The organism is Symploca atlantica LB2515, from assembly GCF_052546295.1.
Genome location: NZ_JBQWMT010000001.1, coordinates 4,813,094 through 4,825,858, shown reverse-complemented (window position 1 = coordinate 4,825,858; position 12,765 = coordinate 4,813,094). Strand labels below are relative to the sequence as shown.

At 44.9% G+C, this 12,765-nt stretch carries 12 protein-coding genes and 1 pseudogene; 10 read left to right on the top strand and 3 right to left on the bottom strand.

The annotated features are described in order from the left end of the window. Positions 1–75: 75 nt before the first annotated feature. Together ACT7WV_RS20040 and ACT7WV_RS20035 are read right to left on the bottom strand one after the other, a co-directional pair. A complete protein-coding gene (locus tag ACT7WV_RS20040) occupies positions 76–1,050 on the bottom strand; it encodes a heme o synthase (RefSeq protein WP_445104581.1) in 975 nt (324 codons plus the stop codon). Positions 1,051–1,131: 81 nt separating this feature from the next. Then, on the bottom strand, positions 1,132–2,082 hold the full coding sequence (locus ACT7WV_RS20035) for a COX15/CtaA family protein (RefSeq protein ID WP_445104580.1): 951 nt from the start codon (positions 2,080–2,082) through the stop codon (positions 1,132–1,134). 442 nt (positions 2,083–2,524) lie between these two features. On the opposite strand from ACT7WV_RS20035, the gene ACT7WV_RS20030 reads away from it, so the two are divergent. The 4 genes from ACT7WV_RS20030 (at position 2,525) to ACT7WV_RS20015 (ending at position 7,165) form a co-directional block, all read left to right on the top strand. Next, a complete protein-coding gene (locus ACT7WV_RS20030; protein WP_445104579.1) occupies positions 2,525–3,538 on the top strand; it encodes a cytochrome c oxidase subunit II in 1,014 nt (337 codons plus the stop codon). Positions 3,539–3,786: 248 nt separating this feature from the next. Then, complete coding sequence (ctaD, locus tag ACT7WV_RS20025) at positions 3,787–5,472, top strand: cytochrome c oxidase subunit I (RefSeq protein WP_445104578.1); 1,686 nt, start codon at positions 3,787–3,789, stop codon at positions 5,470–5,472. Positions 5,473–5,618: 146 nt separating this feature from the next. Then, positions 5,619–6,242, top strand: coding sequence for a cytochrome c oxidase subunit 3 (locus tag ACT7WV_RS20020; protein WP_445104577.1), 624 nt, complete (start codon positions 5,619–5,621; stop codon positions 6,240–6,242). 248 nt (positions 6,243–6,490) lie between these two features. After that, positions 6,491–7,165: a response regulator gene (locus ACT7WV_RS20015; RefSeq protein ID WP_445104576.1), complete on the top strand. Its 675-nt coding sequence runs from the start codon at positions 6,491–6,493 to the stop codon at positions 7,163–7,165. Positions 7,166–7,167: 2 nt separating this feature from the next. Here ACT7WV_RS20015 and ACT7WV_RS20010 read toward each other — a convergent pair whose 3' ends face one another. Beyond that, positions 7,168–7,491 (bottom strand): (2Fe-2S) ferredoxin domain-containing protein, encoded by a 324-nt coding sequence (locus tag ACT7WV_RS20010; protein WP_445104575.1) that lies wholly within the window; start codon positions 7,489–7,491, stop codon positions 7,168–7,170. 277 nt (positions 7,492–7,768) lie between these two features. On the opposite strand from ACT7WV_RS20010, the gene ACT7WV_RS20005 reads away from it, so the two are divergent. The 6 genes and pseudogenes from ACT7WV_RS20005 to arsM all read left to right on the top strand — a co-directional run bounded on the left by ACT7WV_RS20005 (position 7,769) and on the right by arsM (position 12,590). Further along, a complete protein-coding gene (locus tag ACT7WV_RS20005; RefSeq protein ID WP_445105696.1) occupies positions 7,769–8,101 on the top strand; it encodes an ArsR/SmtB family transcription factor in 333 nt (110 codons plus the stop codon). A 544-nt stretch (positions 8,102–8,645) separates the two neighbouring features. After that, positions 8,646–9,154: pseudogene (locus ACT7WV_RS20000) on the top strand (substrate-binding domain-containing protein); the annotation flags it as partial. A gap of 39 nt (positions 9,155–9,193) precedes the next feature. Next, a complete protein-coding gene (gene arsB / locus ACT7WV_RS19995) occupies positions 9,194–10,348 on the top strand; it encodes an ACR3 family arsenite efflux transporter (RefSeq protein WP_445104573.1) in 1,155 nt (384 codons plus the stop codon). Between the two features lie 36 nt (positions 10,349–10,384). After that, a complete protein-coding gene (arsH, locus tag ACT7WV_RS19990; RefSeq protein WP_445104572.1) occupies positions 10,385–11,002 on the top strand; it encodes an arsenical resistance protein ArsH in 618 nt (205 codons plus the stop codon). Between the two features lie 50 nt (positions 11,003–11,052). Beyond that, on the top strand, positions 11,053–11,463 hold the full coding sequence (gene arsC / locus ACT7WV_RS19985) for an arsenate reductase, glutathione/glutaredoxin type (protein ID WP_445104571.1): 411 nt from the start codon (positions 11,053–11,055) through the stop codon (positions 11,461–11,463). 158 nt (positions 11,464–11,621) lie between these two features. After that, complete coding sequence (gene arsM, locus ACT7WV_RS19980; protein ID WP_445104570.1) at positions 11,622–12,590, top strand: arsenosugar biosynthesis arsenite methyltransferase ArsM; 969 nt, start codon at positions 11,622–11,624, stop codon at positions 12,588–12,590. Positions 12,591–12,765 lie beyond the last annotated feature (175 nt).

Sequence of the window (12,765 nt, the reverse complement as noted above, 5' to 3'; positions counted from 1 at the left end):
GAGGATTTAGAAAATTGATAAAAGGTTTTAATTTGACTTAGTTTCTTGAGCCCAGTCAAAGATTTTACTGACTTGTCAACTACAACTGAAAATGGCACTAATCAGAGGCTGTAAACTTTCTGTCAAGGCAGTTGTTAGCTGATGTGTCATCGGCAAGCTGTCGATTACCATACCAGTACACAAAAGCATCATGTAGAGAATTGAGTACTTAAACATTGACTTCGCCAGGGGTTTATCGGCGGGATTTTGCAACAGTAACCAAGCTTTTTGCAGAAAAATGCCTCCTAGCAGTAAAGCAATAACTCCGTAAACGAGGCCGGATGCCCCTAGGGGATAAATTAGCAACAAGGAGACTGGTACTACTAAGAGTGTATAAATCCAAATTTGACGGGTTGTGGACTCTTCACCAGCAACTACTGGCAACATCGGAATTCCTACTTGAGCATAGTCATCGCGAATCATTAAGGCTAGTGCCCAGAAGTGGGGAGGTGTCCACAGGAAAATAATCGTAAACAGCAACCAAGGTGTCCAACCTAAGTCACCGGTGACAGCAGCCCAACCTACTAGGGGGGGAATTGCCCCAGCAGCACCACCAATCACGATATTTTGGGCAGTGTGGCGCTTTAGTAAGTGGGTATAGATGACCATATAAAAGACAACGCCAGACATAGCTAGCAGGGCGCTCAGTAGGTTAGCGAATACGGCTAATAGTGTGAAAGAAAGAAGCGCTAGCACAACGGCGAATAGCAGAGCATGACGAGGTTGGACTCGCCCCGAAGGAATTGGCCGCTTCCTTGTACGGATCATCTCGTAGTCAATATCGCGATCGTAAATGCAGTTAAGCGTCTGAGCAGAGGCTGCTGCCAAAGTGCCACCTAAGAGAGTTACTAATAGCAAGAAAGGGTCTACTTTGCCGTTCGAGGCAATCCACATCCCTGCTGCTGTCGTAATCAACAGCAAGGGAATAATCCGAGGTTTAGTTAACTGATAGTAACTTTGAATAACTTGCAGGAAGTTCTCATTTTGGCGGCAGACAGTGGTTCCGAACATTAGTAATCAACCTATTCCTTTTTTGCAACAATATGGGTAGTGCTTAGAATCATCAGTAACGTTGGTTACTTCAGGGTAAATTTAAGCAGCAAAAACATCTGTATTTGAAGTATTGCGAGCTTTAGCAGCAGCATTATCACGGAAGGCAAATACCGTAAATGCTACCAATGCCCCCAGTAAAGCAGCTCCTATTGCTTGGTGGGCAACTGTCAAAGGCTCAACTTGTAGGTGTAAGCGGAAAGTAGCAACACCCAAGAGTATTTGCAGAACCACTAATCCACCAGCAAGATTGGCCAACTGCCGTAGGGTGGTATGTAGTGCAGGTCTTCGCCATGCCATAACTACAACCACTAATGTCGCCAAGGTAGCCGGTACAACACCAGCAATATGACTATTCATCACGGTGCACAGTTGAGAGCCTCCAAAGCATTGACGTAAAGCCCACTGAGAAGCAACCAATCCACCCAACAGACTTTGTAAATAAACTAGAATGGCAGCAGTTAAACCTACCCAAGGCAGACTACCAGCAACACCTGTACCCTTATAGGGTGTCAGGGTTATACCAATGGCGAGCAGGGTAACAAAAAATAGTAGCGCTGTTCCTAGGTGGGCAGTGACAATATCAAACCTGAGCATTTCTGTGACGGTCAGTCCGCCCAGGACACCTTGGAAAACAATTAGACCTAAAGCAAAGGTACTTGCCCAAGGTAGCCAGCTAGGCAGAAGTTTCCGGTTCCACCATGCTAAACTTGTCAGCGCGATTGCACTAACGCCAATTAAGGCAGCATCCAATCGGTGAAACCACTCCAGGAAGACCTGAAGGTTCATCTGCTGAGTGGGTACTAACTGACCATAGCACAGCGGCCAATCAGGACAAGCTAGCCCAGCATTCATTACCCGTGTAGCACTACCTACTGCCATCAATAACAAAGTGGCGATCGCAATCTTCCAGACTAGGCGGCGGATGCGATCCTGGGGTTGCGAGACATCTTTTGGAGTAGAAATATTCTGAGTAAAGACCGATTCAGCCATAATAATTGCAAATCAAACTTCTAGATTTTATGATGGTCAGCTCATCAGAAATTCACTGATTCTATTGACCACTCTAACGATCCTTTACCCGCAGTTCGATAACTTTAGATATTTTTCAGATTGTGAGTAGCTTTAGAAAAATTTAATCTTCTAAGATAAAGAGAGAAATAATTACGAATAGTTTAAATTTCTTAATTTTGTAGAGGAACAGTATTTAAATGCATGTGGAGACATTTATTTCTGTTTCCCGACGACTCATTCATCGACGACTGGTTATACTCTCAAAGAGAGTTAAGCAAAATTATGATTTAAAGGTTTAGGTGTATCTAGGAAAAAAACTAAAAAAATATAAGAGGAACTAATAACTCTTTCTTAAGACCTAACTGACGAACATTTTGCTAAAAATAGAAGAAAAGCATCCAATTAGTTAACCTTAACCACTGTGAATATTCCAGCACCCATTGCAACTCTTATTGCCGGTATTGCCATTACCTTGATCAGCCTTTGGGTAGGTCAAAATCATGGCCTTATGCCGGTAGCAGCCTCTGAGGAAGCAAGTGAGGTAGATGGTCTGTTTAGTATGATGATGACCATTGCTACTGCACTATTTATCCTGATTGAAGGGGCTTTGATCATCTCAGTCTTCAAGTTTGGCAGGCGCAAAGGTGACGAAACAGACGGACCACCAACTCACGGCAATGTACCCTTGGAGATTGTCTGGACAGCGATCCCTGTTGTAATTGTTCTAGTCCTCTCCATCTACAGCTTTGAAGTCTATAACAGAATGGGCGGACTTGACCCCATGGCATCTCACGGTCATTCTCGCTCAGCAACGGCCCAATCTTACGAGATGTCCCCTTCTGGCATTGATACTGACTCAAGTCTGATTGCGATGGCTCCGAGTAGAGGGCAAGTAGCTCTAGGTCTTGGTGCTACTCCAGAAAGGCAAGGCCAAAGTCCAGGCGTTAATGTCAATGTCATGGGCTTACAATATGCCTGGATTTTTACCTATCCTGACACAGGTATTGTCTCTGGGGAATTGCACATCCCAATTGGACAAGAAGCTCAGCTGAATCTCTCTGCCTCTGACGTTATACACTCCTTCTGGCTGCCAGAGTTCCGCATCAAGCAAGATACTATTCCTGGTCAAGAAACCCAGATGCGATTCACACCAACCAGAATTGGTGAGTATCCGATTGTTTGCGCTGAGCTGTGTGGATCCTACCACGGTTCGATGAGATCTCAACTCTACGTCCAAACTCCAGAAGATTATCAGCAATGGCTTCAAGAGCAGCAGCAAGTCGCTAGTTCAGACAGTTGGAACGAAGCAGTAGCAGTCAATCCGGCCCAACTCTCAGAAAGCGAATTTCTAGCTCCCTATGCCGAAGAAATAGGTATAGAGTCCCTCAACCTAGAGTCTCTCAGTTTCTCTCACAATCCTGCTGCTCAACTGTAGTCGTTAAAAATTAGCTGGTGGCGACTTAGCTCAAGGTTGAGTAGTCTCAGAAGATTCTTCAGGCTAGAAGTTGGAAAGTTAGAGGGTTGGTTAGTGCAGCCTTCCCCAGAAAAGTAGCTCAGAAGGTTGACAGGTTATGGGCGCACCAAGCATAGGTGGCAAAGATAACCCTCTTAACCTGCAATCGGCTTTTACTTCAAGCAAAACTACGGCAAATTACATCAACGCATTTGTTAAGATAATGTCCTATGACGACGCAACTAGAAAAACCAGAATCTGTAAAAGAGAAGGGTCACGGTCATCAAGAACATGAAAGACGTTGGCCAGATTACTTCACTTTCAATACAGACCACAAAGTAATTGGTATTCAATACCTAGTAACCTCATTTCTGTTCAGCTTTGTCGGTGGCGCGATGGCTACGGCAATGCGAACCGAATTAGCAACACCCAGTTCAGATTTTGTCAGTCCCCTACTGTATAACCGACTGATGACAATGCACGGGACGATTATGATCTTCCTGTGGATTGTTCCGGCTGGCGCAGCCTTTGCCAACTACCTGATCCCTCTAATGATCGGGGCAAAAGACATGGCATTTCCTAAACTGAATGCTGTCGCCTTTTGGCTAACGCCTCCAGGCGGTCTGTTGCTTTTAGCTAGCTTTTTCGTGGGCGCACCTGAGTCCGGTTGGACTTCTTACCCTCCTTTGAGCTTAGTTAGTTCCCAGGTAGGTGAGGGAATTTGGATTCTCAGCATTCTGCTGATCGGGACATCTTCAATTCTTGGTGCGATTAACTTTGTTACCACCCTGTTGAAGATGCGCATACCCAGCATGGATCTTCATCAGATGCCACTGTTTTGCTGGGCAATGCTAGCGGTTTCGGCACTAATCCTCAGTTCCACCGCCGTTTTGGCCGGGGCTTTGGTTCTCCTTTCCTTTGATCTAATTGCAGGGACAAGCTTTTATAACCCCACAGGAGGAGGAGATCCAGTTGTCTATCAGCATTTGTTCTGGTTTTACTCCCACCCGGCAGTTTACATCATGGTACTGCCCTTCTTTGGACTAATCTCGGACGTCTTACCAGTACATGCTCGCAAACCAATTTTCGGTTATCGAGCGATCGCTTACTCCAGTTTGCTGATTAGCTTCTTGGGTCTGATTGTCTGGGCACACCACATGTTCACTAGTGGAACTCCTGGCTGGTTACGGGTGTTCTTCATGGCCGCTACAATGCTCATTGCTGTACCAACCGGAATTAAAGTCTTTGGTTGGTGTGCCACAATTTGGGGAGGCAAAATCAGCTTCAATACCGCCATGCTATTCGGGATAGGCTTTATTGCTCTATTTTTAATCGGCGGTTTAAGCGGTGTCATGCTAGCCTCGGTTACCTTTGACCTTCATGTTCACGACACCTACTTCGTAGTTGGTCACTTCCACTACGTACTGTTTGGCGGTTCAGTTTTCGGTCTATATGCTGCGTTCTACCACTGGTTCCCCAAGATGACGGGGCGCATGATCAATGAAACTCTGGGACAAATGCACTTTGCTCTAGCTTTCCTGGGCATGAACCTGACCTTTTTGCCCATGCACGAGTTAGGTTTGTTGGGGATGAATCGACGGATTGCGATGTACGATCCGCAATTTACAGGCCTCAACGTCCTTTGTACAGCAGGTGCTTATTTGACCGCTGTTTCTACCATACCCTTCGTGATTAACGTTCTCTGGAGTGTCAATCGTGGTGAGAAAGCCGGGAACAATCCCTGGAGAGCCTTAACTTTAGAATGGCAGACCACTTCTCCTCCTGCAATCGAGAACTTCGATGAGGAACCGATTTTATGGGCAGGCCCTTACGACTACGGCATAGATTCACACAACGCTGAAGCCTCTCAAACAGTTGAGGAATTATTGGCTGAAGTCGGTGCTGAATCTCGGTAATCAAGTTGTACTTTTGAAGGTTATAGGTTGCAGGTTGTCCCTGACTGGGTAGTCTTTACAATGAAACAAATAACCTGTAACCTTCCTCCACATTAAAATCAGTAATTTTTGCAGAATGTCGTGTTGAAAGTCATCTAAAGGAATTTATGCAAGGTTCAACCCTAGACCAGTCTAAAACTGTTCTTAATTATCATCAAGAAGTTGAGGCAACTGCTCACCACGAGGAACATCCCGATTATCGGATGTTTGGGATATATATGTTCCTAATTGCCGATACAATGATGTTTGCCAGTCTATTTGTGGCTTTTTCGCTTTACAAAGCAAACGCACCCTTTTGGCCACCAGAAGGCCCAGAACTAGAACTATTGCTGCCGGCAATCAACACCATCATCCTGGTTTCTAGCAGTTTCGTTATGCATAAAGGTCAAAGTGCGCTGAAAAAGAATAATCTCTCCGGTTTGCAGCTTTGGTTTGGGATTACAGCTTTAATGGGTGCTTTGTTCTTAGCAGGACAAGCTTATGAGTATAGCCATCTAGAATTTGGTTTAACAACCAATGTTTTTTCTAGTTATTTTTACGTCTTGACTGGCTTTCATGGCCTCCACGTTGCCTGTGGTTTAGGGCTAATTTTGAGCGTGCTGTGGCGGTCTCGCAAGGAAAATCACTACACCAGTGAAAAGCACTTCGGTGTGGAAGCAGCGGAGATTTATTGGCACTTCGTTGACGTTATCTGGATTGTTCTGTTTACGCTAGTGTACCTACTCTACTAGTCTATTGGCACTGCAACTTTCTACAACATAACCCCCGACTGGGGGTTTTTTCATGTCTCATGTGCAAACAGACGATTCAGTTTCGTGTACTTGTACTCTGCCAAAATTATTGCTGGGTCGGCTACCATGCAAAAAGCTAGCCTTACATCTACCGGAAAGCTCAAACTAACTGGAATATCAGTAGCTTTTTGATACTTATCGGTATTAGAGCATAGTCAAAATTAATTAACTGCATAGGCGTCCTAGCAATGACAAGCCATATTTTAGTCATAGAAGATGAAGCCAAACTGGCACAGTTCATTGAGCTAGAACTGAAATACGAAGGTTATCAAGTTAGCGTGGCTGCTGATGGACTAGCTGGATTGTCAGCAGTGCGGGAATCTCATCCAGATTTGGTAATTCTCGATTGGATGTTACCGGGAATATCAGGAATAGAAATTTGTAAGCGCCTACGCACTACTGGAGATAAAGTTCCTATAATCTTATTAACAGCTAAAGATGAAGTAAGCGATCGCGTCGCTGGTTTAGATGCTGGAGCCGATGATTATGTGGTCAAACCCTTCAGCGTTGAAGAATTATTAGCCAGAGTTCGTGCACAGTTACGGCGCAATCAAGAAGAAAACCCTGATATCTTACATTTCGAGGACTTGAGTCTCAACCGTAGCAGCCGTGAAGTCCATCGAGGCAATCGTTTAATTGAACTGACTGCCAAAGAGTTTGATTTACTAGAATACCTCCTGGCTCACCCTCGGCAAGTTTTAACCCGCGACCAAATCTTGGAACGAGTCTGGGGCTATGACTTTATGGGTGATTCCAATATCATTGAAGTTTACGTTCGCTATTTGCGACGCAAGCTGGAAGCTAATGAAGAAAAACGCTTGGTGCAAACTGTCCGAGGCGTTGGCTACGTACTGCGTGACTAATTTCAAAAACTGAACCGTATGTGGATGCGAGGGTTAAGCTTGGCTTCTACCGGTTTGCCCCCCTTGAGATGTTCTTCGACAATTACTGGGACATCACTCGGTTTGACTCGGTAATACCATGTCTCTTCTGGAACAATCCGCACCGTTGGGCCAATGCTGCACTGTCCCTGACACCCTGTACCTTTTACCTGAAAATTTTCCACCTCAGCATTATTAAAGGCTTCAAGCACCTCTGCTGAACCAGCGGCTAAACAAGACCGATACTGGCAGACTAAAATACAAGACTCCTGAGGTTGTGAAACGTTTTTTTGGCAGTTATTTTCCACTGTAATCGAGGTAAATATTACAAATTGTTGTAAATTAAATCATAACCAGAGGAACTAGAGGATGCTACTTCATGCACTTTAGTAAACCCCCTTATCTCTGGAAGCTGTTTCAATAATCTGCTGTGTTCTTGTCCCCTACCCCCGGATAGGAAATTATTTGAGAACAACGGAGCGCTTTTAATTCTTTCTCTGAGCAGTTGCATCTTGAATCTTAACTAAGTAGGCGTTTAAAATCAAAGAGAAGTATCAAATAAGTTTGATGGCAAAAGTATCCACGATGGCAACCGAGGCGAGCGCTAAAAGGGAGGAAAGCGCGTCTACCGCTTCAGACTTTCATGCCCTCTCTGACCCACTGCGCATTCAGATTTTAGAATTATTACGGGAGCAAGAATTATGTGTTTGTGAACTTTGCGAAAAACTTGAGGTTAGTCAGTCTAAGCTATCTTTTCATCTCAAAACCCTGAAACAAGCTTCCCTGATTCGTGGTCGTCAAGACGGCCGCTGGATCTACTATAGTCTTCATTTGCCGCAATTTTCAGTATTGCAGAATTACCTAGCAGGTTACACTAACTTGCATGATATTCCTTCAGCCTCTCGCTGTTGCGATTAATTCTATCTCAGGTCTTGCATTATCTTTTAAAACAAAGCCTTTTGCCCCGGAACTGATGCTATTTGAAAATTTTTTACTCAAGTTGCATTGGTTGTCGGGCTAGCACTCAATTTCTTAAAACCTGCCTTGAAAATCCGCTTGTAGGTTAGAACTCGTGAGTTGCTACTTTTAGTAGTTTCTTGGCAAATTGGATGGCTTGGAAACAAAACGACAAAGAGACAAATTAACATCCTCCGCCACTAATCCTTTGGATATGGAGGCGCATTAGCAAAATTACTCAAAGACTAAAATCTCTTTTGATTAGGCGCTTAGCCTTTCTTTCTCGAATAGGCTGAGTTTTGCTGGCAAGGCACATTGTCTAATATATTTACCGTGTTCCTTGATAGACCAATTTTTTTTGAAATATTGTAATATGCCAGTATCCCTACTTTAGATTATAAGGGTTGGACCCATGGAAGCAACAAAAAAGCGAAATCCATTTATGCTGACCAGGTTTGCTCTGATTGCAGGTGCAACTGTTTTCCCCAACTCCTACAGTAGTCAGGTGGTGGTGAATCCCCAAAATAACAGGGCTTCTGAGATCACCCTGGCGGAGTTAAAAAAGATCTGGGAGCCAGCAGCTCCAACAAAAATCACTAAATGGAATCAGATTCGCCCTTCTTGGTCAGACAAACCCCTTAATCTCTATGAACCGGGAACCGATTCAGGCACCTTTGACTACTTCACAGAAGCAGTAGACAGTGGTCAAGGTTCCGTACTATCTTCCCGTGAAACCGTTGAACGAGCTGAATATCAACCCTTTCTCGACCACTGTTTATCTACGTTAACCTGGCTGCGGCTCAGAATAACCCAGCAGTCAGAGAGTTTGTCTACTATTACCTAGAAAGAGCTCCAGAAACCGTTAGTTTTGCGGGTTATGTACCTTTACCCACAGAAGGGTAACACTTGACCAAAGTACATTACAACCGAGGCAAGGTAGGCACAGTCTTTGAAGGCAAATCCCAGTTCAACCTCACCATTGGCGAGTTGTTGCGCCAGCAAGCCAAGTACTAACTATAGGCTACCAACTTTTCCTTAACCAGAATCATCTACATGAGTACCAATAATTCTCAAGCCACGGCATCACCTCCTCAAGTCGGTGGTCAACTCAGTTTTTTTGAAAGATATCTGACTCTTTGGGTATTCTTGTGCATTCTGGCTGGCATCGCTTTGGGCAGAACATTTCCCTATATAGCGGTTGCTCTTGATAACATGAGCCTCTATGAGGTCTCAATCCCCATCGCCATTTGCCTGTTTTTCATGATGTATCCCATCATGGTGAAGATTGACTTTACCCAGGCAACAAATGCCCTTAGGGCACCTAAACCCGTGATTCTTACCCTCGTGGTGAACTGGCTAATTAAGCCCTTTACGATGGTGGCGTTTGCTCAATTTTTCTTAGGTTGGCTATTTCAACCCCTGCTAGCGAGTACAGAGTTAATTCGCGGCACCCAAGTGTCCCTAGCTTCCTCCTATATTGCTGGTGCGATTTTATTAGGAATTGCCCCTTGTACAGCAATGGTCTTGATGTGGGGATATCTCTCCTATAGCAATCAAGGACACACCCTAGTCATGGTGGCAGTAAACTCGCTGATGATGTTGCTGGTATATGCCCCACTAGGAAAATGGCTGCTGGCGGCAAATCATTTAACAGTACCCTGGCAAACAATTGTTTTGTCGGTACTAGTTTACGTAGGTTTGCCACTAGCCGCAGGGATGTACAGCCGTTACTGGATTTTTAAACACAAAGGTAAAGAATGGTTTGAGAGGAGATTTCTCCAATATCTCAGTCCAATTTCTATTGCAGCCCTCTTAATTACCTTGGTATTGCTGTTTGCTTTCAAAGGAGAGCTTATTGTTAATAACCCCCTGCACATTTTGCTGATTGCTGTACCACTGTTCATCCAAACTAACTTTATTTTTCTGATTACTTATGTAGCGGCATTGAAGCTGAATATGTCCTACGAAGATGCAGCACCAGCCGCCTTAATTGGAGCAAGTAATCATTTTGAGGTGGCGATTGCCACAGCGGTAACACTGTTTGGCTTAAATTCTGGTGCAGCCTTGGCAACAGTGGTTGGCGTCTTAATCGAAGTACCAGTAATGCTGATGCTGGTGGAAGTGTGTAAACGCACGGCAGTCTGGTTTCCTAGAGAGCCAGAAAAGGCGACGCTACGTGATCCCCGCTGCCTTACTTCTGTGGGCTAAATCAGTCTGTATTATATTGCTTACTCATACTCGTTGATGACAACCTTCACTCACAAACCACGAATTCTATTTTTATACGGTTCCCTGCGCAAGCGTTCCTATAGTCGCCTGGTAGCTGAAGAAGCCGCCCGCATTATTGAGGGATTTGGTGCAGAAACTCGATTTTTTGACCCCCGTGATTTACCGCTTAAGGGTAGTGTTGAGGAGACACACCCTAAAGTTCAAGAATTGCGGGAGTTGAGTCAATGGTCTGAAGGGCAAGTTTGGTCATCTCCAGAGATGCACGGCAATATTACGGGCGTTCTCAAAAACCAAATTGATTGGATTCCTCTCACTATCGGTTCAGTTAGACCAACTCAGGGGAAAACTTTAGCTGTGATGCAAGTTTCTGGGGGGTCGCAATCTTTCAACGCCGTTAATACACTGCGGATTTTAGGGCGCTGGATGCGCATGTTTACTATTCCTAACCAATCTTCAGTTGCTAAAGCTTATCAAGAGTTTAACGAAGACGGGACAATGAAAGATTCTGCTTACCGCGATCGCGTTATTGATGTGATGGAAGAGCTTTATAAATTCACCATACTGTTGCGCAATCAGGCTGATTATCTCACAGACCGCCATAGCGAACGCAAAGCAAAAGCTACTCAGCCGTAAAGCAGTTTGTCCAAACTGATACTTACTAACAACTACAAACTACTAAAGCCATGAAACGAGTCATGTTTGTTTGCAAGAAAAACTCCTGCCGCTCCCAGATGGCAGAAGGGTTTGCTCGCACCCTAGGAGAAGGCAAGATTGCCGTGGTCAGTTCCGGATTAGAGGCTTCTGCTGTTAATCCTACGGCAATCAAAGTGATGTCTGAAATTGGCATTGATATCAGTGACCAAACCTCTGACCCCTTAAGGGATTTTCAGCCTGAAGACTATGATGCTGTGATTTCGCTGTGCGGCTGTGGTGTCAATTTACCTGAAGCTTGGGTACTGCGGGAAGTATTTGAGGATTGGCAATTGGATGACCCGGCAGATCAACCCTTAGAAACCTTTCACCGAGTGCGAGACGAAATCAAAGAACGAGTCGAAAAATTAGTGGAATCACTTGCTCCCTCCAAAACTGCTTAAATCAAGGTAAATCGCGCTTATTTAAGGGCATAGTGGTAAAGCATTTCTATTGGGGAGGCAAATCCCAAGACAAATGCTTTGCCCCTAATTCTCTTGTTCTCAGGGAAAATTCATTTATGAATAGTTAAATGACACTTCTGAGCGAACAGAGAATTTAGATGAGCTATCTCGAAACCACAGCAGAATTTTACGCAGAAGCAGCACAAACACCGCAAGTCGGTTTGTGTTGTGTCCAAAGCAGTCCCCTACAACTACCAGGGCTAAAGATTTCTGAACAGATGCAGGAGATGAACTACGGTTGTGGCACCACTGTTCACCCCGCTGAACTATCTAACGAGCCGACGGTACTATATGTCGGTATTGGCGGTGGCTTGGAAGCCTTGCAGTTTGCCTATTTTTCCCGACGCGTCGGAGGTGTGGTTGCCGTTGATCCCGTCAGCGCGATGCGTGAAGCTGCGGCCCGTAACCTAAAACTCGCTGCTCAAGAAAATCCCTGGTTTGATCCCTCTTTCGTGGAAATTCGTCAGGGAGATGCCTTTGCTTTACCAGTAGCGGACGCTTCTGTAGATGTCGTTGCCCAAAACTGCCTATTTAATATCTTTGAACCTGCTGACTTGTCTAAAGCACTGCAAGAAGCTTTTCGTGTTCTTAAGCCAGGTGGACGTCTGATTATGAGTGATCCGATCGCTACTCGTCCTATACCACTGCATCTACAGCAAGATGAGCGGTTACGGGCGATGTGTCTATCAGGTGCTCTTACTTACGAGGAGTATATTCAGCAACTAGTGGACGCTGGTTTTGGTCAGGTGGAAATCCGGGCACGGCGTCCTTACCGACTTTTGGATTGCCAAAGTTACCATATCGATCAACCTCTGCTTTTAGAAAGTCTAGATTCCGTGTCCTTCAAAGTAGAGATTCCAGCAGATGGTCCGTGTATTTTTACTGGCAAAACGGCAATTTACATGGGTGTCGAAACCTTCTTTGATGACAATGCTGGACATATTCTCCAGCGTGGTGTCCCAGCAGCAGTATGTGATAAGACAGCGCGTAAGTTGGCAATGTCTAATCCAGGGGATATCTTAACTACCAATGCCACTTGGCACTACACAGGTGGTGGCTGTTGTTAGTACTGAAGGTCAATTCACGAACCCTAGGCTACTTCGTTGAGCCTAGGGATTGCAAGAGATAACCTTGCCTGAAATCGTGAATACGGCTGACACTTCGGCTCCGCTCAGTGTCAGCGCTGAGGGAAGTGGAAGCGCTGAGTTAGCACAAGATAAACACTACCGAATTCTTCCCTGG

Coding starts and splice junctions, on each gene's coding strand:
- ACT7WV_RS20040 (WP_445104581.1), bottom strand. CDS start 1,050: ATGTTCGGAACCACTGTCTGCCGCCAAAATGAGAACTTCCTGCAAGTT.
- ACT7WV_RS20035 (WP_445104580.1), bottom strand. CDS start 2,082: ATGGCTGAATCGGTCTTTACTCAGAATATTTCTACTCCAAAAGATGTC.
- ctaD (WP_445104578.1), top strand. CDS start 3,787: ATGACGACGCAACTAGAAAAACCAGAATCTGTAAAAGAGAAGGGTCAC.
- ACT7WV_RS20020 (WP_445104577.1), top strand. CDS start 5,619: ATGCAAGGTTCAACCCTAGACCAGTCTAAAACTGTTCTTAATTATCAT.
- ACT7WV_RS20015 (WP_445104576.1), top strand. CDS start 6,491: ATGACAAGCCATATTTTAGTCATAGAAGATGAAGCCAAACTGGCACAG.
- ACT7WV_RS20005 (WP_445105696.1), top strand. CDS start 7,769: ATGGCAACCGAGGCGAGCGCTAAAAGGGAGGAAAGCGCGTCTACCGCT.
- arsB (WP_445104573.1), top strand. CDS start 9,194: ATGAGTACCAATAATTCTCAAGCCACGGCATCACCTCCTCAAGTCGGT.
- arsH (WP_445104572.1), top strand. CDS start 10,385: ATGACAACCTTCACTCACAAACCACGAATTCTATTTTTATACGGTTCC.
- arsC (WP_445104571.1), top strand. CDS start 11,053: ATGAAACGAGTCATGTTTGTTTGCAAGAAAAACTCCTGCCGCTCCCAG.
- arsM (WP_445104570.1), top strand. CDS start 11,622: ATGAGCTATCTCGAAACCACAGCAGAATTTTACGCAGAAGCAGCACAA.